We start from the raw sequence: 18559 nt of genomic DNA, 5'->3' as shown, positions 1-18559 counted from the left end.
GGCAAAGGTGTTTTCAAATTCTTCCTGGGTGTAGCCGCATATTGCAGCGTAATCAGGTGAAATAGTTATGTCTTCCAGGTTATTCAGACCTGAAAAGATCGAAACCTTGGAAAATTTGGTAACGCCGGTGAGGAAACAGAATTTGAGATAAGGGTCGGCGTCTTTGAGCACGGAATAGAAGTTTTTTAACTCTTCACGAATCTCTGCGGCAAGCTCTGGTTTGTGGATATTGTCAAGGATGGGTTTGTCGTATTCGTCGATAAGGACAACAGCTTTTTGGTTATGTTTTTCCACTAAGACTTCTATCAGTTCCTTGAAGCGACCTTTGATAGATGGGTAGGTCAATTTTACCTGGTAGAATTTTTCGTGTTCGAGAAATATTTCCTGGAAAGTATTTTGGAGCTCGTCAACGCTTCGATGTACCCCCGCGCCAAAAGAAATATAGACTACCGGGTATTTTTGCGACCAATCCCAGTTCTCTTCCAGAAAAAGGCCCTGAAATAGCTCACGTTTTCCCAGGAAGGCCTGGCGCAGGGTGTCTAGAAAAAGGCTTTTTCCAAAACGCCTGGGCCGGGAAAGAAAAAAATACTTCCCTTCATCAACAAGCTTTTTTACAAAGGGGGTTTTGTCCACGTAGTAATAGTTTTCGGTACGGATTTCCACGAAACTCTGGATCCCCACGGGAAGCTTTTTCATTTTTTACTCCTGGAGAATTGTTACTTTTGCGCATCTGGTTGGTTTTTATTCAGAATAGCTCGTTTTTAAGTGCTTTAGCAACATTTACCTGTTGTTGGGCCCCTCGGTTTTTTAGTGTTTCGAAGATACTTGAGGTTATAAAGGTTTTAGAAGTTTTAGGGGATTCTTTTACAACTTACTGCTGTGATTGCAAGCGAACCGAAGCAATCTCAGGGGGCAAGTGGCTGAGATGGCTTGGCCCGCTGAGGCCTCGTGACGACTTTGTTTAGACATTGACATAGAAGGGCCTCTAAATTATAAACCCAAAATTACTCTGGGTGCCCTGTTACAGGGTGAAACGGGAAGTCCGGTGCAAGTCCGGCGCTGGCCCGCAACCGTAACCGGGGACGAAAGTCGCTAACCTGTTATGGCTAGTGGCTTTTTTCCACTCGCCATAATGGGTGACAGGCCACTGGGGCTTGAGGCCAGAGGGTCGAAGGCCCTGGGAAGGCGCGGCGAGTAGGATGATCCGGAAGCCGGGAGACCGGCCCAGAGTGCAGACAAACGGGGCTTCGAGGCTTCCTGCCCCGTTTGGGAGGATTCTCTCCTGAGCGGTCTGCCTCGCAAGCCCCTCCAAAAAACTAAAAGAGACCTTTGCAAAATTGCAGAGATTAGAGTTGCAGTACAACCGCAAAGGGATCCGTTCCCATTTTTCGTTTCGAAAAATAGGAACGGATCCAGAAACGGGCCTTCAGAAAAAGTGTTTCGCAAAGGTCTCTAAAAATTTTAAGGAGGGGTTGTTATGATTAAGTTTTTCGTGAGTTTTCTGGTGGCTCTTTTTTGTTGTTTTTCAGGTTCTTTGGTTTCGGCCCAGATCTTTAAACTCAAACATCCGCCGCTTAAAGAAAAGCCCGCTATTGTATTGGCTGCTTTTGGCACTTCTACCAAGGCCCAGGTAACCTTTGATTTCTTCGAAAAAGAGCTGCGAAAAGAACTATCAGGCTATGACATCCGCTGGGCCTTTACCTCTGATATTATTCGGACCAAGAAGAACAAAATTTATCGCCAAAAGGGGATCCATAAGCGTTTATACAGTCTTCAGGAAGTGCTTGCTAAGCTTCACGCCGAAGGCTACCGCAAGGTAGTGGTGCAACCCTTACACATCTTCCCCGGCCTCGAATACAAAGAAGTTCTTGAAGTGTGTGCTCATTTCCCTGGGCTGCGCATTGTGGTAGGCGAGCCTCTTTTTCTACGCTGGGAAAACGTCTATGAGGTTCTTAAGGCCCTTGAGAAAGAATTTCTCTCGCCTGCTGAGGGCCTAAATATCCTTGCCGCTCACGGGACAGAAGTAACCTCTGATTCGGCCAATATCACTTATCTCGGGCTTAACTGGGTGCTCAGTAACCGGTATCCCAACGTAATGTTGGCCACGGTGGAAGGAATCCCTCACGCCGAAGAAGTTCTTAAAAAGGCCCTTTCTTCGCCTGCGTCTAAGATTCGTTTTATCCCCTTGATGTTTGTGGCAGGAGACCACGTGATGAACGACATTTATGGTGAAGAAGATTCCTGGCGGGCGGAGGTGGAAAAGGCTGGTAAAAAGACCGATTGTGTGACCACTGTTTTCAACGGAAAAACCTACTACAAAGGCCTGGGGATGTATCCTGAAGTGGACGCCATTTTCATCAAGAGCATCAAAAGGATGCTTAAAATCATCGAAACTTACTAAGCCAAAATGAAGACCGGGAAGCTTTACGGTATAGGGATCGGGCCTGGAGACCCGGAGCTACTTACGCTTAAGGCGCTAAGAATTATCAAGGAGGCGGAGGTCATATACGTTGCCGCCTCCTCTAAAAATAACTACTCCCTTGCGGCCTCGGTGGTTAAGCCACACCTGCCAGCGGGAAAAGAACTAAAAATGCTTTCTTTCCCCATGACATACGAAAGAAATGAACTTGAACGCGCCTGGCGAGAAAACGCCCAAAAGGTTGCCCAGGAACTTTCGAAGGGAAAAGACGTTGCCTTTCTCACCATGGGGGACCCTTGTTTTTACTCGACTTTTAGCTATCTGGCCCGGGCGGTAAAAGAGCTTTTACCACAAGTGGAATTTGAAATTGTCCCTGGGGTTACCGCGGCGCAGGCTGCCGCAGCCCGCTTAAAGATGGCCCTTTCAGAGGGAGATGAAACCGTGCTCTTTGCCTCTGGTGCCTCTGGCGGAAAGGCCTTGCGTGAGTTTGCCTCAAAAGTAGATACCATCGTGCTTTACAAGGTTTATCGCCAGGCCGGAGATATTTACCAGGCCTTAAAAGAAAATGGCCTTCTCGAAAAGACAAGCGGCGTTTCTTTTTGTTCTACGCCAAAAGAAAAAGTTTTTAAAAACTTTCCCGACCTTACCAGGGTAAAGCTTCCCTATTTTTCCCTATTTATTGTTGGCGGAAAACCTCTAAAATAGTCGGTAGTACTAAGGGTTTAAAAATTATAACATTTGGGAGGGTTTTAAAAATTTTTGCCTCCCCTGGTAGTTTTGTATTTGCCCTATTAGCAGAATATCCTTTTTTGAGCTTAAATCTATGGTAAAAAGCTTAGGAAAACTCGATATGGCCAGCGCATTTTTGTTGATCATGGCGAGGGAGCGTAATCGACCGAAGCAATCTCAAGGTTAAAATGAAGCTAAAAGCCTTTGTCACCGGAGCGGCGACAAGTGGAAGCGGAAAGACCACTTTAACCCTCGCCTTAGCCAGGGCCTTTCGCGACAAAGGCCTTGCCGTAGCCCCTTTTAAAGTTGGCCCAGACTACATTGACCCTGGCTTTCTGGCAAAAGCCGCTGGGCGCCCCTGCTACAACCTTGATCTCTGGATGTGCGGCAAAGAAGGTCTTAGGCGATCTTTCGCTCGGGGGGCTCGCTTCGCAAATATCGCCGTAATCGAAGGGGCCATGGGGCTTTTTGATGGGCCTCTTGGCAAAACTCCTTCTTCCACCGCAGAGGTGGCCAAGGCCTTAAAAATACCCGTGCTTTTGGTATTGAGCGCAAAAGGGGCAGCCCAGACCCTTGCAGCCCTGGCCCTTGGGCTTAAGGAATATGATCCCGCGCTCAAAATAGCAGGCGCTGTGATAACTGAAGTTGCGAGCAGTAGGCAAGAGGCCATGATTGCCCAGGCCTTTTCCCAGAGCGGAATAAAGCTTTACGGGTTTTTTCCAAGACTAAAAGATTTCATCATCCCCAGGCGTCACCTGGGCCTGGTTTTGGCTGAAGAAATAAGCGAAAACATGTTTGAAACCCTGGGCAAAGAAGCCGCTAAAAACATCGACCTTGAGGGTCTCATCCAGGACCTCCCTGAGATAGAACTTGAAAATAGCGCCACGAATAAGCCTTTCCAGAAGGCAAGGATTGCGGTGGCCCAAGACCGGGCCTTTTGCTTTTATTATCAGGAAAATCTCGCTTTACTTGAAGAATATGGCGCAGAGCTAGTTTTTTTCTCTCTATTAAAAGACGATTTGCCTGAGGCCCAGGGGTATTATTTTGGGGGTGGTTATCCCGAGCTTTTCGCCAGAGCGTTAGCCGAAAAGAAGGATCTTCACAAAGAATTAAAGGCCAGGGTGCAAAAAGGCGTGCCTATTTTAGCAGAGTGTGGGGGCTTTATGTTTTTAAACCGCCTTTTAAAGCTTGAAAACACTGCCTACCCTCTGGTTGGTATACTTCCTGGAGAAGTTGTTTTAGGGAAGAAGTTAAAGGCCCTGGGGTATCGCACCCTTCTTCCAGAAGAAGATAACTTTCTGGGAAGAGGGCCTTTTTTTGGGCATGAGTTTCGTTACAGCAGCCTTAAAAACGGCTTTCAAAAAGGTTTTAAGGCCTTTGACGCCGAAGAAAAAGAGGTAAAGACCTTTGGCCTGGTAAAGGAAAATATCTTTGCCACATACATCCATCTCCACTTTGGCCGCACGCCTAAGGCTGCAGCCAATTTCGTGGCCTACGCCTCTCAGGTCAAATAAAATCTTAGCCGTGGCGCTTTAAGCATTGCCAAACTGTTACACTTTTTAGACTTATTTGTCTGGCAATGACAAATTGATGTTTTTGGGGTAGAGTATGGCCAAATTTAATAAAAAGGTGAGATTTTGGCTGGGAATGGAAGCGTTCTAAACGACAAAGTCCTGGTTCTTAACCGCTGTTACCAGGCCGTCCAAATTACCACTGTCCAGCGCGCTATCTGCCATTTGGTAAAGGGTTCAGCCAAAGTCATCACCCCTGATTGGACCACCCACACCCTAGAAGAATGGATTAAAGCCTCTCAGTTTTACGCCAATGGCAACGGGCGCATGGTTCGAAGCCCCAACCTTTCTTTTCTGGCCCCTGATGCCATTTATCTGGTTTCCTATGATCGTTTACCTCGGGTAGAAGTTGTCTTTTCAAGGGCAAATCTTCTTATGCGTGACCGCTATACCTGCCAGTATTGCGGCAAAAGCGTTAAAAACCCTAAAGACCGCACCATTGATCATATTCTTCCCCGCTCCCGTGGTGGTAAAACCACCTGGGAAAACGTGGTTCTTTGTTGTCGCAAGTGCAACATCAAAAAAGGGAATCGTACCCCTGAAGAAGCTGGGATGAAACTCCTTACCAAACCTAAAGCCCCGCGTTGGGAAAGTCTTATCATGGAAGACTTTCCCCAAGAGAAAAAAGACATCTGGCGCCACTTTCTCGATTTTGCAGGGATTCCCGAAATCTAAGCCTCAAAGACTTTTTCTATATCAAGAATCACCAGCAATCTATCAGGAAGCTTTGACACGTTTTTTACAAAAGAAGTATCAAGGCCTTCGATTACCTCAGGGGGCTCTTCAATCTGATTTACAGGAATTTCAAGCACATCTCCCACCTGCTCCACAAGAAGGCTTAAGGGTTCTTCGTTTCTTCCCACAATCACGTTGTGATGGGCATCGCGTTTGCGTGAAAGACCAATGCGTTTGGCAAGGTCAATGGCTGTTAAGATTTGACCACGAAGATTGATAATCCCTGAGACATAAGATGGTGCTTGTGGCACAGGGGTAATGTCAAGGGAGCGGTTAATTTCAACTACTTCTTCCACAGGCAGCGCAAACAGAAAGTCTGAGAGCCAAAAGGTGACGAATAATTTAGTTTGCTCAGTGGTGGCAATATTTTTTTCCTGTTCAGGAGCTGGCAAAGACATCTCCTACCTCCTTCATTTTTCTTTTGATTTTCAGCAAAGCCTGCCTGACTTCTTCTGGAAGTTTGGCGGGATAGTAAGGCCTTATCTCAAGGTATAAATCATCTCTGGTGCCATTTGCTAAATATGGGCCTCTTTTTGAAAGCACCAGAGGCTTTTCTGGCAAAAAATTATCAGGAAGTTTAATTTTTTCTTCACCTTCAAGGGTTAATATCTCTATCTCTTCCCTTAAGGCAATTTCCCAAAAGGGCACTTCGATTTTTTTGTAAAGTTTTCCTTTCTTAAAATAGAAGCCTTTATTTTCGTGAACCTGGAGTTCAAAATAGAGTTCAAAACCTTCTTTGGTGGTGCGGTCAAGTTTAAGCAGGTCTCCGGGTCTCGCTCCCAAGGGAAGCTTCATAGTAATTTCTTCATCGTGAGAGATTACTCTTTTCCCATGACATTTGGGGCAAATTTCAAAATAAATCTTCCCTCGACCGGAACATTTTGGGCAGGTGATGGAGGCTTCTTTTTCAAAGAAAATTCTTCCTTTTCCCTGGCATATCTCGCAAACCTTGTGCTCTCCTGAGGGGTTTTTACCAAGACCTTTGCACAGGCTGCATTCCGTAGGTTTTCCTGGAATGCTAACAGTTATTTCCGCACCAAGGGCCAGTTCGTCAGCGGTTACGTCTAGAAAAGAAAGAACGTAGTTTCCCCCTTTGGGCCTGTCAGTAACAATTATAAGAGGCGCAGGGGCATGGCGCCTACGAAGAATCTCGTAAGAGCGTTTAAGCTCCCGAAAAAGCCTTTCTTCCCCTCCACGGTCTGGATGATAAAGACGGGCCTTTTCGCGAAAGGCCCTTTTTATCTCATCAAGCCCCGCTTCAGGGGATATTCCCAATATCTGATAAGGGTCAAAAGCGCTCATGCAGCCTCTGCTTCTTTTCTACTTAGTAATCTGGCAAGGGCTTCGAGAACGTTGCCGCGCTCAAGTTTTACCTGATATTCATCAATGCCGGCCTCAAGCCCTCGTCTGCGGTCTTCATCACTGGCAAGGGAGGTGAGCGCCATAATAGGCAAATTGGCAAAGCGTTCATCGCTTCTTACTTTTTTAGCAAGCTCAAGACCAGTCATGCGCGGCATTTCTATGTCTGTGATCAAGACGTCGTACTGGTCTTTCTGGAGTTTTTCCCATGCCTCTTCACCATCAATAGCTGTTTCCACTTCATACCCGGATGCCGCAAGGTAATTGGCAATCATCTGGCGGAAAAACGGGGAGTCTTCTGCCAAAAGCACCCGATATGGCCGGTCTTCCTGGGGGATAACCTTTACAAAGAAGTACGGGTCATGCATTTCGATAATTTTGTAAACATCCAGGAAAAGCGTGGTGCGGTCTTTTATGATTGATGAACCCAGGACGCCTTCGATCTGGTAGAGTTTTTCGTCAAGGTCTATCTTGGTCTGGATACTGTCTACAATGCGGGAGACAAGAAACGCCACTTCATTTTGCCCTTCAGTAAAAACCAAAAGGTGATATTCATCCTGCTCTGGTAGGGGCTGGATAGGAAGGAAATTCTCAAGCCTTATGATAGGCATACTGCGCCCACGGTACTGGATAATTTCTTTTCCGCCAACGTATTCGATTTTTTCAGCAGGGATTTTGTCAAGCCTTGCTACTAGTGCCAAGGGAATAGCAAATTGCTCTTCAGGGGAGACGTTAAATAGCAAGATGAATTGCTGTTCGTCTTCCCCAAAGGCCGTGGTGGTCATGGTCTCTTTCACTCGGTCAACGTCTTCGGTTTTAAGGCCGATCTTGCGGGAAAGCCCGACTACATCAAGAATAAGGGCCATTTTGCCGTCTCCCATGATAGTAGCCCCTGCAAAGATCGTGAGGTCTTTAAAGTGTTTTCCAAGGGGTTTTACGACGATTTCTTCTGAATCCCAAATTTCATCAACCACTAGCCCGAAATCCATGGCTCCAGAAGTCAGGATAACAAGGCTTCCTTCGACATTTTCTTTTTCTTCAACACCAAGGATTTTAGAAAGCTTAATGATAGGGACCATCTCGCCCCTGAGTCTAAAAAACTCAGAATCACCAATGCGATGTATGTTTTTGCGTGTTTCTTCAGAAAGCCCTACCAATTCGCGAAGGCTTACCTGGGGAATGGCGTAACGCTCTTCATTACAGGTGACCACCAGTGCAGGGATGATAGCAAGAGTTAGCGGGATTTTGAGCCGAACCGTGGTCCCTGCGCCCAAGACCGACTGAATGTCAATACTTCCTCCCAATTTTTCCACGTTGGTTTTGACAACATCCATACCCACGCCGCGGCCAGAGATGTTGGTTACTTTCTCCGCGGTGGAAAAACCAGGCTTAAAAATAAGGGCAAGGGCCTCGCGATCGCTTAGTCGTTCTGCTTCCTGCGGGGTGATAAGGCCTTTTTCAATGGCCTTTTGTTTTACTTTTTGCACGTCAATGCCGCGGCCGTCGTCTTCAATTTCAATTACAACCTGACCGCCTTCATGATAGGCACGAAGCACAAGAGTCCCCACCGGGGGTTTTCCTACCTGGACGCGTACGTCAGGATCTTCAATGCCATGGTCAATAGAGTTGCGCACCAGATGGGTTAGTGGGTCTTTGATAGCATCAATAATCGAGCGGTCAAGTTCAGTGTCTGCACCTTCAATGCGTAGGTTTACTTTTTTACCGGTTGAACGGGCAAGGTCCCGCACGATCCGTGGAAACTTGTTAAAAACATTGCCAATGGGCTGCATGCGGGTCTTCATGATTTTTTCTTGGAGTTCTGTGGTAACCAGCGAAAGATTTTGCGTGGCGTTTTGAAGCTCTGAGTCACTCATGCGTGAGGCAATCTGAACCAGCCTGTTGCGCGAAAGGACAAGCTCCCCAGCAAGGTTCATGAGCTGGTCAAGGAGTCTTACGTCAACGCGGACATGGGTCTCTGCAAGTTGCACGTGGGGTGAGGGTTTGTCTGCTACCTTTGGAGGCTTTTGTTCTTTTTTGGTTGGTTCCTCCTTGGCCTTCGGTTCCTCTTTAGGGGCAGGAGGTGAAGCTTCGGAAGCGGCTTCTTTTTTCGGTTCTTCTGGTTTTTCTGATGCTTCTGAGACTTCCTCTTTTGCTTCGACTTTTGTTTCGGCTTTTTCTTTCTTTTGTTCTTTTCCGCCGCCTTGAGCTTTTTGGGCCACTTTTTCGGCAAAATTTCTAAGGTCAACCAAAAAATCAAGATAAGTTTCATCAACTGGTTCTTTGCCTGTTTCCTCAAGGGCCGCAATAATAGCTTTGATATAGTCAACTGATTTTAAAAGGACGTCGATAGTTTCTTCGTCTGCTACTACGAGACCGTCTCGGAGTTTTGAAAGAATATCTTCGGCAAAATGTGCTATGGCTTCAAGGGTCTTGAAACCGAAAAAACCCGCTGTGCCCTTGATGGTGTGAATGGTCCTAAAAATACTGGAAAGAAGTTCTTTATCCTCAGGCCTTTGTTCAAGTTCAACGAATTCTTCGTCAAGCCTTTCAAGGTTTTCTTTGGCCTCAGTGATAAAATCTTTCAAGACATCTTCTTCAAAGCTCATAAGTGCCTCCTGAATTTGCTTAAAGCTTGTAGTTTCATCCTTTTAAGAAAATTCGAATAAATGGACCAAAAACTTTAACCTTCCCACTGATAACAGATGGTTCGGCCGATCATTTTGCGTTTAAAACCAGGGGGAAGGCCCTGTGGGCTCTCAGTAGCACCTAAAAAGAGATAACCTTTAGGTTTCATAACGCGGCTTATATTTTTGAGGACTTTGGCCTTTACCTCGGGCGAAAAATAAATAAGCACGTAACGGCAAAAGACCACGTCGAACTTGCCAAGGGTAGGGGGCAGGGGATCTACCAAATTGAGCTTGCGGAATTGAATCATCTTGCGGATTTTGTCCTGTACCACCCATTTGGCTCCGTTTTGTTTGAAATACTTGACCAGAAAAGTAACAGGAAGCCCGCGGTTTACTTCTATTTGGGAATAAGCACCCTTTTGTGCTTTTTTAAGGGCTTCCTGGGAGATATCCGTGGCAAGGATCTGGATACGCCAGGAAAGCAGATCAGGAAAATATTCGTGGATTAACATGGCGATGCTATAGGCTTCCTGCCCGGTAGAGGCTGCTGCGGACCAAAAGCGCAATTCTTTTTCTTTGGCGCGCAGCTTTTTTAACTCAGGGATTACCTCTTTGCGCAAGGCCTCAAAGGGATGCTGGTCTCTGAAAAAGTAAGTCTCATTAGTGGTCATTGCTTCGATAATCTCATCACGAAGCTGGGGCGTAAGACGCTTTGAGGCAACCTGATAAAGCTGATCTACGTCTCGGTAATTTAAGGCTCTGGCAAGCTCTCTTAGCCTGCTCTCAATTAGGTAGGTTTTTTCTTCCTTTAAAACGATGCCACTGTATTTTTGTACTAAATCTGCAAAAAATCTATATACTTCTGGCCTCATGCTGCTATCCGTTGCATAAAAATTTTCTGGAGAAAAAGTGGAATTTCGTTAAGCGGCAAAACGTAGTCGGCAAGACCGGCCTCAACCACGGCCCGTGGCATGCCGTAAACCGTTGAAGTGGCTTCATCCTGAGCCACAATAATAGCGCCTGCGTCTTTCATTACCTTCGAGCCCGCAAGGCCATCCTGGCCCATGCCCGTTAGTACAAGCCCAACACTTTTTCCGCCATACACCTTTGCTACGGAGCGAAAAAGCACATCTACCGCCGGACGACAGCTATTTTCAGGAGGTCCCTTGTGAAGGTGAACCACTTTGGCAACCCCCCGTTGGGCTACTTCCATGTGTTTGTCCCCGGGAGCGATATAAACTTTCCCAGGGGTAAGGGGGCTTCCTTCTTTTCCTTCCTGGACCTTTAGCTGAGACAACTGGTCAAGCCTTTGCGCCAACTGAGCTGTAAAAACAGGGGGCATGTGTTGCACAATCACAATGGGCACAGGAAAAGTGGCCGGAAGCCGGGGGATGATTTCTGAGAGTGCACGCGGGCCACCTGTTGAAACTCCTATGGCCACAATCTCGCGTTTGCCAACGATAAGGGGCTTGCGTCGTGCAAGGGGAGAAACGGCTACTTTTTTTGCCTGAGGTGCAGGCCTTGGTGCCTGGAGAGGAGCTATCCTAGGGCAAGCAGTTTTGATCTTGGGTATTAATTCTTCTTTAATGCGCTTGATACTTTCGTTTAAGGATCTGGTAGAGGGCTTGGTTACAAAATCAAAGGCCCCCAAGGAAAGCGCTTTTATGGTTTCTTTAGCGCCTTTTTCTGTAAGAGAAGAAAACATTATGACCTGGATCTTGGGATAAAGGCGCTTTAACTTCTCAAGCGCCGTTAGCCCATCCATGACGGGCATTTCAATGTCAAGGGTAATTACATCTGGACGCAAAAGTCTTGCTTTATCAAGGGCTTCTTTGCCGTTGTTAGCCGTTCCTACTACCTCGATATTTTTGTCAGCCCTCAGGGCTTCGCTAATTAGCCTGCGCAAAAGCGGGCTATCGTCAACTACTAGCACGCGAATCTTTTTCACAGGGCCTCCTCCAAAAGCCAGCGGATTTTGCTCTCAAGCATTTCCTGGTCAAAGGGTTTCATGAGATATTCGTTAGCACCTGCCATGATGGCGTCGATTACACTTTTTTCCTGGTTTTCAGTGGTGACCATCATGATCTTTACGTTGTTCCATTTGGGATCCTGCCTTACGGTTTTTAAGAACTCATATCCGTTCATCACTGGCATGTGCCAATCAAGGAGGATAAGGGCAATGTCGGGATTTTCTTCAAGGACTTTTAGTGCCTCTTCACCATTTGACGCTTCAACGACTTCATAGCCCATGCCAGTGAGATATTTTTTCTCGATCTGGCGGATAGACTTAGAGTCGTCAACAACCATTACTTTCATAGGCGTCTCCTCAAGGCCTTGGACAATTAATCTTTCCTTTCCTTCGGCAATTTTTTTGCTTTTCTTAAAAGAAAAGACGAAAGCAACAGGCGAGTCAGAAGAAGATGTGCTTTGCAATTTCTATCGCTATGATATCGTCATGGAGAGTTCGATTTTGGATCCGTTCCCATTTTTCGGAACGAAAAATAGGAACGGATCCAGCACTGATCTCGCAAATTTTGCAAAGGTCTCTAAAGATATGCCAGAAGAGGGTTTGAGATGATCTTAGGGCTTGGAATAGATCTTGTTGAGGTGCCGAGAATCGAAAAAGTCCTCTCCCTTTATCACAGGCGTTTTCTGGATCGCATCCTTACCGAAGAAGAAAAAAAAGCTATCTCCCACAAAAGATACCTGCCACCTTATGTGGCGGCTTATTTTGCCGCTAAAGAAGCATGTTCTAAGGCCCTGGGGACAGGTCTTCGCGGGGTGTCCTGGCGCGAGATGGAAGTTTTCCACGCACCTTCTGGCAAGCCTTATATGAGGCTTTATGGTCGTGCACTTTTGCGATTTTCCGCCCTTGGCGGGAAAAAGATACATGTTTCCCTTTCGCATGAGAGGCTTTACGCCACGGCCGTCGTAATAATAGAAGGCTAGGCCCAAAATTCCTTGAGTTTTTCTTCGTTAAGGTAGCGCGCCGTAACCTCAAAGGCACAGGCTAGTTTTTCAGGGTGCCTTATACGGGCCTGGGCAGGCAACCGCTCAGTACGCTTGGCAACGGTATAAGTGTCTTCTTCCACCACCAGGATGGCGACTTTGTTTTCTTCTGCCTTGGCAAGGATAATTTCATTAGGATAAAGACCGCCGGTTAGGATAAGACATACGGCACCGGTCTCAATAGCGGCAAGTTGAATATCAGAGCGGTCGCCACCAACAATTACGCCAAAATTAGGCATGCGCCTGAAATACTGAATGGCTTTATCAACCTGCATGCCACCGATCAGGAAGTTTTCCACCAGGCGTTCTTCGCCAGTGTGCCCCAGGAGGCGTGCCCCAAGATACTCCCGCAGGTCTTTTACAGAAACCGCGGCAAGTTTGCCGTGATGGGGTAGCTCACCCAAAATCGTAATCCCTTCGCTTTCAAGGTAAGGCCTGATTAAGTCCCGATAGTTGTAAAAGTGCTCTTCCCGAAGATCGTTAAAAACTACTCCCAATTTTAGCCCCGAAAAATCATGCATGGCTTTGAGCACATAATCCACCACCCATTCCCCTTCATAACGCACCACAAGACAGACCTTAGCCTGTACGCTCTTTGCAATCTCTACCCCAGAAATTCCCATGAATTCGCCTGAATAAATGCTTCCGTAGCCTCCTAGTAGCAAAACATCTACGTTGTGTTTGGCTTTTTTAATAAAATCAGCCACTTTGGGTAACATGGGCTCAAGCTTTTTTTGATAGGCCTTAACCACCACGTCCTGAGTAAGCATTACTGCAGAGAGTTCTGAAAGAGGAACGTTTAATTCAAAAACCCGGTTGAGGAAATAGGCATCGTCATCTACGATAGTCCCGTCTTCATAAACGGGTCTGTTACCCACAGGCTTGCGGTAAGAAAACGAAATATTTTTTCTTTTCAAAAATTGCCCTAAGCCCAACAACGTGAGCGTTTTTCCTGAGAAACCAGCTGTAGAGCAAACATAGATAATGCTCATTTTTCTCCCCCTAAGCTTAAACGCGCATCTACTGCTATAGTTTTTTGCCCTTTAGGGCCAACAATAAGAGGATTCACCTCTCCTTCGCTTAATTCAGGAAAATCTGCTGCAAGTTGTCCCATGGAGACTATAGCCCTGGCCAGGGAATCCATGTCAACCTCTGGCTCCCCTCTTATCCCTTTTAACACGGGATAAGCTTTGATTTCTCTGATCATCTCAAGGGCTTCTTCTTTTGCCAAAGGAGCCAGACGAAAAGTAACGTCTTTTAGGACTTCTACGTAAATGCCACCCAAACCGAACATAACCAAAGGCCCAAACTGAGGGTCCCTTATGAATCCCACGATAACTTCTTTGCCTTTAGGAGCCATCTCCTGGACAATAACCCCCAGCACGCTTATGCCAGGAAGCCGCTTGCGCACGTTTATGATTATTTCCTCAAAAGCCTTGATAAGCTCTTCTTCATCTCTGATGTTGACTTTTACGCCCCCTACGTCTGATTTGTGCTGAATTTGCGGGGAAAGAACTTTTAGCACCACAGGGTAGCCGATTACTTTGGCAGCTAGGATAGCTTCGTCTGTGGTGCGTGCTACCAAGGATTTGGGAAAAACGAAACCATAAGCTTCTAGTATCTGCTTGACTTCATGGTCAAGTAGATGACTGCGGCCTTCGCTTCTTACTATTTGAAGCGTCTCAGCCACCTGTTTGAAATTTACTTTTAATTTTTTCACCTTGGCAGGGGGCTTCTTGCGCCACCACTCGTAAAGCCAGGCCTTCTCAAGCACTTTTACCGCCTCTTCTGGATACTCATAATGAGGCACTTTTCCTTTGAGCAGTTTTTTTCTTGCCTTTTTGACACTTTCTTCGCCAAGAAAGCAGGCTACTATGGGCTTTTGGGCTTTGTCTTTTGTGAGAATCTCAGCAACTTCATCGGGGTTAACTGTAGCTGTACGGGAAAGAATGACCAGAAGCCCGTTTAAACGCTGGTCTTCGATAAGCACTTCAAGGGTTTTTTCGTAACGGGCAGCATCGGCATCTCCGGTGATGTCAACCGGGTTATAAAAAGAGGCGTATGGAGGAAGCACTTTACGCAGTTTTTCTACGGTTTCGCTTGAAAGGGAAGGGAGCTCAAGGGCTGAGTTTTCACAGGCATCAGCAGCTACAATGCCTGGGCCGCCAGAGTTTGTAACAATTCCTAAGTATGGCCCGGCAAGGGGCGGCATAAAGGCAAAATAAAGGGCCAGGTTAAAGAACTCGCGCAGGGTTTTGGCACGGATAAGACCTGATCTTTTAACGCTAGCTTCAAAGGCCTGCTCTGAGCCAGCAAGAGATCCCGTGTGGGAAGACGCAGCCCTTGCCCCGGCCGCGGTGGTACCGCTTTTAAAGATGATCACGGGTTTTTCACGAGCAACTTCGCAGGCCACTTCGGTAAAAGCCCGGCCATCAGTAATTCCTTCGATGTAACCCATGATCACTTTGGTATGAGGGTCTTCCGCAAGCATGCGTAGGCATTCGATCTCGTTTACGTCGCATTTGTTACCAAGGCTTACAAAACGTGAAAGACCGATCTTCTCTGCCTTAGACCACTCAAGTACCGCGAGACAAAGGGCCCCTGATTGCGAAAAAAAGCCAATTTCGCCTTTGATAGGTTTAAGCCCTGCAAAAGTGGCATTTAAACGGCTATAAGTGTCGAGAATTCCCAGACAATTTGGACCAATTATGCGGATACCATGAGAACGGGCTGTCTCTACAAGTTTTTTTTCAAGCTTGGCTCCTTCAAGCCCTGTCTCTTTAAAACCAGAGGTAAGAACCACTGCAGCTTTAACTCCCTTTTGACCACATTGATCAATCACCTCTGGCACAAAAGGAGCGCGCACAGCGATCACCACCAAATCTACATCTTCAGGCACCTCTAGAATGGAAGGATAAGCCTTAAGCCCCAAAATCTCATCTGCCTTGGGGTTGATAGGAAAAATATGACCTGGAAAATTAAAGTCCAGAAGGTTGCGCAAGACATCATGGCCTACTTTACCTGGTTCTCTAGACGCCCCGATAACTGCTACTGTTTTAGGCTTAAAGAAAAAATCCAGCACGGAAGCCTCACGATAAAATTTTTTAATCAATTAAAACATCGGCAATTCTTAAATAAGTGTCAAGCACAAAAGTTTTACATTTTGATGGGATTCATCTGTTTTGTGCTCCTGTAAAAATCAAAATTGCTATCTGTTTTGGGCTTTGTTAATAATTCATAAACTGCTTAATGGAGGAAATTTTTTATGGCCAACCTGCCACCACTAATCCAGAAATTGCTTAAAAAAGAGGCCTATCCGCACCATCCCGAGGAAATAAAACTTCTCCAGACGCATATTTCTTATGTCTTTTTGGCAGATGATCTCGTATACAAGATAAAAAAACCCGTTGATTTTGGGTTTCTTGATTTTACCACCCTTGAAAAGCGTAAGTTTTTTTGTGAACGCGAGGTGGAGCTAAACCGCAGACTTTGTCCTGAAATATACCTAGGGGTTGTTCCTGTAGTTGAGCAAAACGATAAAGCCTTTTTCGAAGGGGAAGGAGAGCCGGTGGAATGGGCGGTTAAAATGAAACGCATGCCCGAAGAGGGCATGATGGGCCGTCTTATCAAAGAAGGCCGCCTGAAATTAAAGCACATAGACCTTATCGTTGACAAGCTCGTTCCCTTTTACCAGGAAGCAGAAACAGGCCCTGAGGTTAACAAGTACGGCTCCCTTGAGACCATTTCTTTTAACGTGAATGAAAATTTTACCCAGACCAAAGATTTTGTGGGAAAAGCCCTGGCGCGTCATCGTTATGATTTTATAGTGAACTGGTCAAACACCTTTATGGAAGAAAATAAAAAACTTTTTGAAGAACGTGTGGCCAGGGGCTTTATTCGTGATGGCCACGGAGACTTATACTCTGCCAATATTTGCTTTGATGAACCCCAAAATAAGGTCTATATCTTTGATTGCATTGAGTTTAACGACCGGTTTCGCTGCGGAGACGTAGCCCAGGACCTTGCCTTTCTGGCTATGGACCTTGACTTTCACCAGCTAAAAGACTTTTCCGGATATTTTATCGAAAAATATGTAAAACTCTCAGGAGACCAAGGCCTTCTTGAGCTACTAGACTTTTACAAGTGTTACCGGGCTTACGTGCGCGGCAAAATCGGCTGTTTTACCTGGGCCTCCCCTGAGGTGGACGAAAAAACCAAAGAAACAAACCTTGCTGCTGCTAAGCGCTATTTTGACCTTGCGTATCTTTATGCAGGGGGGAGCCCCATTCTTGTCGTAGTTTTTGGGCTCTCGGGGACAGGGAAAAGCACCCTGGCAAGAGTCCTTTCTGAGCGCCTTCTTGCTAACTATTACAATTCAGACATTGTGCGTAAACGCATGCTTGAAATTCCTCCAGAGGAGCACGTTTACGAACCATTTGGCAAGGGGATTTATAGCGAAGAGATGACCCAAAAAACCTATGAGGCTATGGCTTCCTATGCTGTGGCGGATTTGGGCACCGGCCGTGATGTGGTGCTTGATGCCACTTATCGTTCCAAAGCCCTGCGAGCCACTATACTTGAACAAATAAAAGACCTCGGGATTGATTGGCTCTGGGTGCAATGTGTTGCTCCTGACGAAATTATCAAAAAACGCTTTGAAGAAAGGGCTAAAAAAGAAGGTGAGCCTTCTGATGGCCGCTGGGAAATCTATGTCAAGCAAAAAGAAGTCTTTGAGCCTCCAAGTGAAATTCCCGAAGAAAGGCTTCTTGTCCTTGAAACTACCAGGCCTGTGGAAGAGCTCGTGGAAGAAGTAATTAAAAAGCTGGGGTTAAGTGAAAGAAAGGCTCTTTAAAAAGGAAAACGCAGAAAAACTTCTAGTCTTTTATCTAGGTTGGGGCATGGATGAAAGCCCCTTTGTGCCTGTTTTTGTTAAAGAACCCTTTGATGTTCTTTTTATCTACGATTACCGCAAAATAAAACCACCATCTTTACCAAGAGGATATAAAAGCATAAAAATTTTGGCCTGGTCGAGCGGAGTGCCCGTGGCGCTTAAGTTCCACGAAAATGTTTTGTGCGTGGCAGGTACAGGGGCAATCTATCACGCGCGTTACGGTATCCCCCCAAGGGTATTTGACGCCACCCTTTGGGCCCTAAAAAAAGACAGCGAAAAAACCCTCTTAGCCTTTTATCGCAACATGTTTGATGAGGAAAAAGACTTCTATCTTTTTATGAAAAACAGGCCAAAACGTATACATTCCCAGATAATCGAAGAGCTTGAAGCCATAAAAGAGCAAAAAATTTTTTTTCCTGAAAACGCAAAGGCAATAGTAACTTCTTCAGATCGTATTATCCCGGCAAAAAATCAAGAGCGTTTCTGGAATCAAACGGGCGTTAAGACAAGAAAAATTTCTGCAAGTCACTTTCCGTTTTACCGTTTTTCATTAAGTGAGCTTTTAGGTTAGATTAATAACTCCTTTGCCAGAGACGCGAAAAATCAATGGTAAAAGGGCAGGGGAGATCGTCAAATTCAAATGAGCCCTCATCACCATCAAAGACCTTGGTATATTTATCATCTTTTAAGAGAAAAATGCGTGCTTTCCTAAGTTCAGGATAGACAAGGGCGTAATATTTGACTTTTTCCCTTTCATAAAGGGCAAATTTAAGAATTTCATCCCGCCGGGCACTATTTTGTGAAACAACTTCTATTACCACAAGGGGGGTTTCTTTTAGGTGTTCACGGACTTCTTTACAGATGATAACAAGGTCGGGCCTTACCACGGTTTCCTGATCAATTATCCAGTCAAGCTCAGGCAAGACAAAACATTTTTCTTCGCAGGTGCGCAACTTTTCTTCTATTTGAGTTGAAATAAGCAAACAAACAAGCTGGTGCCTGCCTCGGGGAGAAGGAGCCATGGCATAGGGAACTCCTTCGATAAGCTCCCAGTCTCCCTGCCAGCGCATGTAGTCATCAACAGTGTATTTTTCTTCAAACTTTGGCAGCGTCATTTAGGCTCCTTCCTCTAAAAATATAGTCAAATGTTTAAGGCTTAAAAAGCTTTTTTACTCTAAAGACCTTTGCTAAATTGCCAAAATCTTCGTAGGACCAGTAC

General features: G+C 45.9%; 17 protein-coding genes and 1 riboswitch. Of the genes, 7 read left to right on the top strand and 10 right to left on the bottom strand.

The window, feature by feature from the left end; all coding sequences use genetic code 11:
* A partial coding sequence (locus H528_RS0100910) for an ATP-binding protein (protein WP_022852474.1) occupies positions 1 to 696 on the bottom strand: 696 nt, incomplete at its 3' end.
* A 298-nt stretch (positions 697 to 994) separates the two neighbouring features.
* Positions 995 to 1242: riboswitch (cobalamin riboswitch) on the top strand.
* A 235-nt stretch (positions 1243 to 1477) separates the two neighbouring features.
* Between H528_RS0100910 and H528_RS0100905 the strand changes: the two genes are divergently transcribed.
* The 4 genes from H528_RS0100905 (at position 1478) to H528_RS0100890 (ending at position 5394) form a co-directional block, all read left to right on the top strand.
* Positions 1478 to 2401 (top strand): sirohydrochlorin cobaltochelatase, encoded by a 924-nt coding sequence (locus H528_RS0100905; protein ID WP_022852473.1) that lies wholly within the window; start codon positions 1478 to 1480, stop codon positions 2399 to 2401.
* Positions 2402 to 2407: 6 nt separating this feature from the next.
* Complete coding sequence (gene cobI / locus H528_RS0100900) at positions 2408 to 3124, top strand: precorrin-2 C(20)-methyltransferase (RefSeq protein ID WP_022852472.1); 717 nt, start codon at positions 2408 to 2410, stop codon at positions 3122 to 3124.
* Between the two features lie 212 nt (positions 3125 to 3336).
* Positions 3337 to 4662: a cobyrinic acid a,c-diamide synthase CobB gene (locus tag H528_RS12050; protein ID WP_022852471.1), complete on the top strand. Its 1326-nt coding sequence runs from the start codon at positions 3337 to 3339 to the stop codon at positions 4660 to 4662.
* 123 nt (positions 4663 to 4785) lie between these two features.
* On the top strand, positions 4786 to 5394 hold the full coding sequence (locus H528_RS0100890) for an HNH endonuclease (RefSeq protein WP_022852470.1): 609 nt from the start codon (positions 4786 to 4788) through the stop codon (positions 5392 to 5394).
* Here the strand turns inward: H528_RS0100890 and H528_RS0100885 are convergent.
* From H528_RS0100885 to H528_RS0100860, 6 genes are all read right to left on the bottom strand, one after another.
* Positions 5391 to 5852 (bottom strand): chemotaxis protein CheW, encoded by a 462-nt coding sequence (locus H528_RS0100885; protein ID WP_022852469.1) that lies wholly within the window; start codon positions 5850 to 5852, stop codon positions 5391 to 5393. The genes H528_RS0100890 and H528_RS0100885 overlap by 4 nt on opposite strands.
* Positions 5833 to 6756, bottom strand: a complete 924-nt coding sequence (locus H528_RS0100880) for a DnaJ C-terminal domain-containing protein (RefSeq protein WP_022852468.1) — start codon at positions 6754 to 6756, stop codon at positions 5833 to 5835. Before H528_RS0100880 ends, H528_RS0100885 begins: the two co-directional genes overlap by 20 nt.
* Positions 6753 to 9419 (bottom strand): hybrid sensor histidine kinase/response regulator, encoded by a 2667-nt coding sequence (locus tag H528_RS0100875; protein WP_022852467.1) that lies wholly within the window; start codon positions 9417 to 9419, stop codon positions 6753 to 6755. Before H528_RS0100875 ends, H528_RS0100880 begins: the two co-directional genes overlap by 4 nt.
* 74 nt (positions 9420 to 9493) lie before the next feature.
* A complete protein-coding gene (locus H528_RS0100870) occupies positions 9494 to 10312 on the bottom strand; it encodes a CheR family methyltransferase (RefSeq protein WP_022852466.1) in 819 nt (272 codons plus the stop codon).
* A complete protein-coding gene (locus H528_RS0100865; protein WP_022852465.1) occupies positions 10309 to 11388 on the bottom strand; it encodes a protein-glutamate methylesterase/protein-glutamine glutaminase in 1080 nt (359 codons plus the stop codon). The genes H528_RS0100870 and H528_RS0100865 overlap by 4 nt, the downstream gene beginning before the upstream one ends.
* A complete protein-coding gene (locus H528_RS0100860; RefSeq protein ID WP_028845709.1) occupies positions 11385 to 11756 on the bottom strand; it encodes a response regulator in 372 nt (123 codons plus the stop codon). Before H528_RS0100860 ends, H528_RS0100865 begins: the two co-directional genes overlap by 4 nt.
* Positions 11757 to 12014: 258 nt before the next feature.
* Between H528_RS0100860 and acpS the strand changes: the two genes are divergently transcribed.
* Positions 12015 to 12389, top strand: coding sequence for a holo-ACP synthase (gene acpS / locus H528_RS0100855; RefSeq protein WP_022852463.1), 375 nt, complete (start codon positions 12015 to 12017; stop codon positions 12387 to 12389).
* Here acpS and H528_RS0100850 read toward each other — a convergent pair.
* On the bottom strand, positions 12386 to 13441 hold the full coding sequence (locus tag H528_RS0100850) for a phosphotransacetylase family protein (RefSeq protein WP_022852462.1): 1056 nt from the start codon (positions 13439 to 13441) through the stop codon (positions 12386 to 12388). The genes acpS and H528_RS0100850 overlap by 4 nt on opposite strands.
* On the bottom strand, positions 13438 to 15531 hold the full coding sequence (acs, locus tag H528_RS0100845; protein WP_022852461.1) for an acetate--CoA ligase alpha subunit: 2094 nt from the start codon (positions 15529 to 15531) through the stop codon (positions 13438 to 13440). The genes H528_RS0100850 and acs overlap by 4 nt, the downstream gene beginning before the upstream one ends.
* Before the next feature lie 183 nt (positions 15532 to 15714).
* Here acs and H528_RS0100840 point away from each other — a divergent pair, with 183 nt between their 5' ends.
* Entirely contained in the window at positions 15715 to 17301 is a 1587-nt protein-coding gene (locus H528_RS0100840; RefSeq protein ID WP_022852460.1) for a bifunctional aminoglycoside phosphotransferase/ATP-binding protein, read from the top strand.
* A complete protein-coding gene (locus tag H528_RS0100835) occupies positions 17282 to 17911 on the top strand; it encodes a pimeloyl-ACP methyl esterase BioG family protein (protein WP_022852459.1) in 630 nt (209 codons plus the stop codon). Before H528_RS0100840 ends, H528_RS0100835 begins: the two co-directional genes overlap by 20 nt.
* 1 nt (position 17912) lies before the next feature.
* Here the strand turns inward: H528_RS0100835 and H528_RS0100830 are convergent, their stop codons facing one another.
* The gene (locus H528_RS0100830) at positions 17913 to 18455 is read right to left on the bottom strand and encodes a Uma2 family endonuclease (protein ID WP_022852458.1); all 543 of its coding nucleotides are present in this window, start codon (positions 18453 to 18455) and stop codon (positions 17913 to 17915) included.
* Positions 18456 to 18559 lie beyond the last annotated feature (104 nt).

Source organism: Thermodesulfatator atlanticus DSM 21156, from assembly GCF_000421585.1.
GTDB lineage: Bacteria > Desulfobacterota > Thermodesulfobacteria > Thermodesulfobacteriales > Thermodesulfatatoraceae > Thermodesulfatator > Thermodesulfatator atlanticus.
Note: the sequence above shows the minus strand (reverse complement) of the source record. Positions and strands in the feature narration are given on the sequence as shown.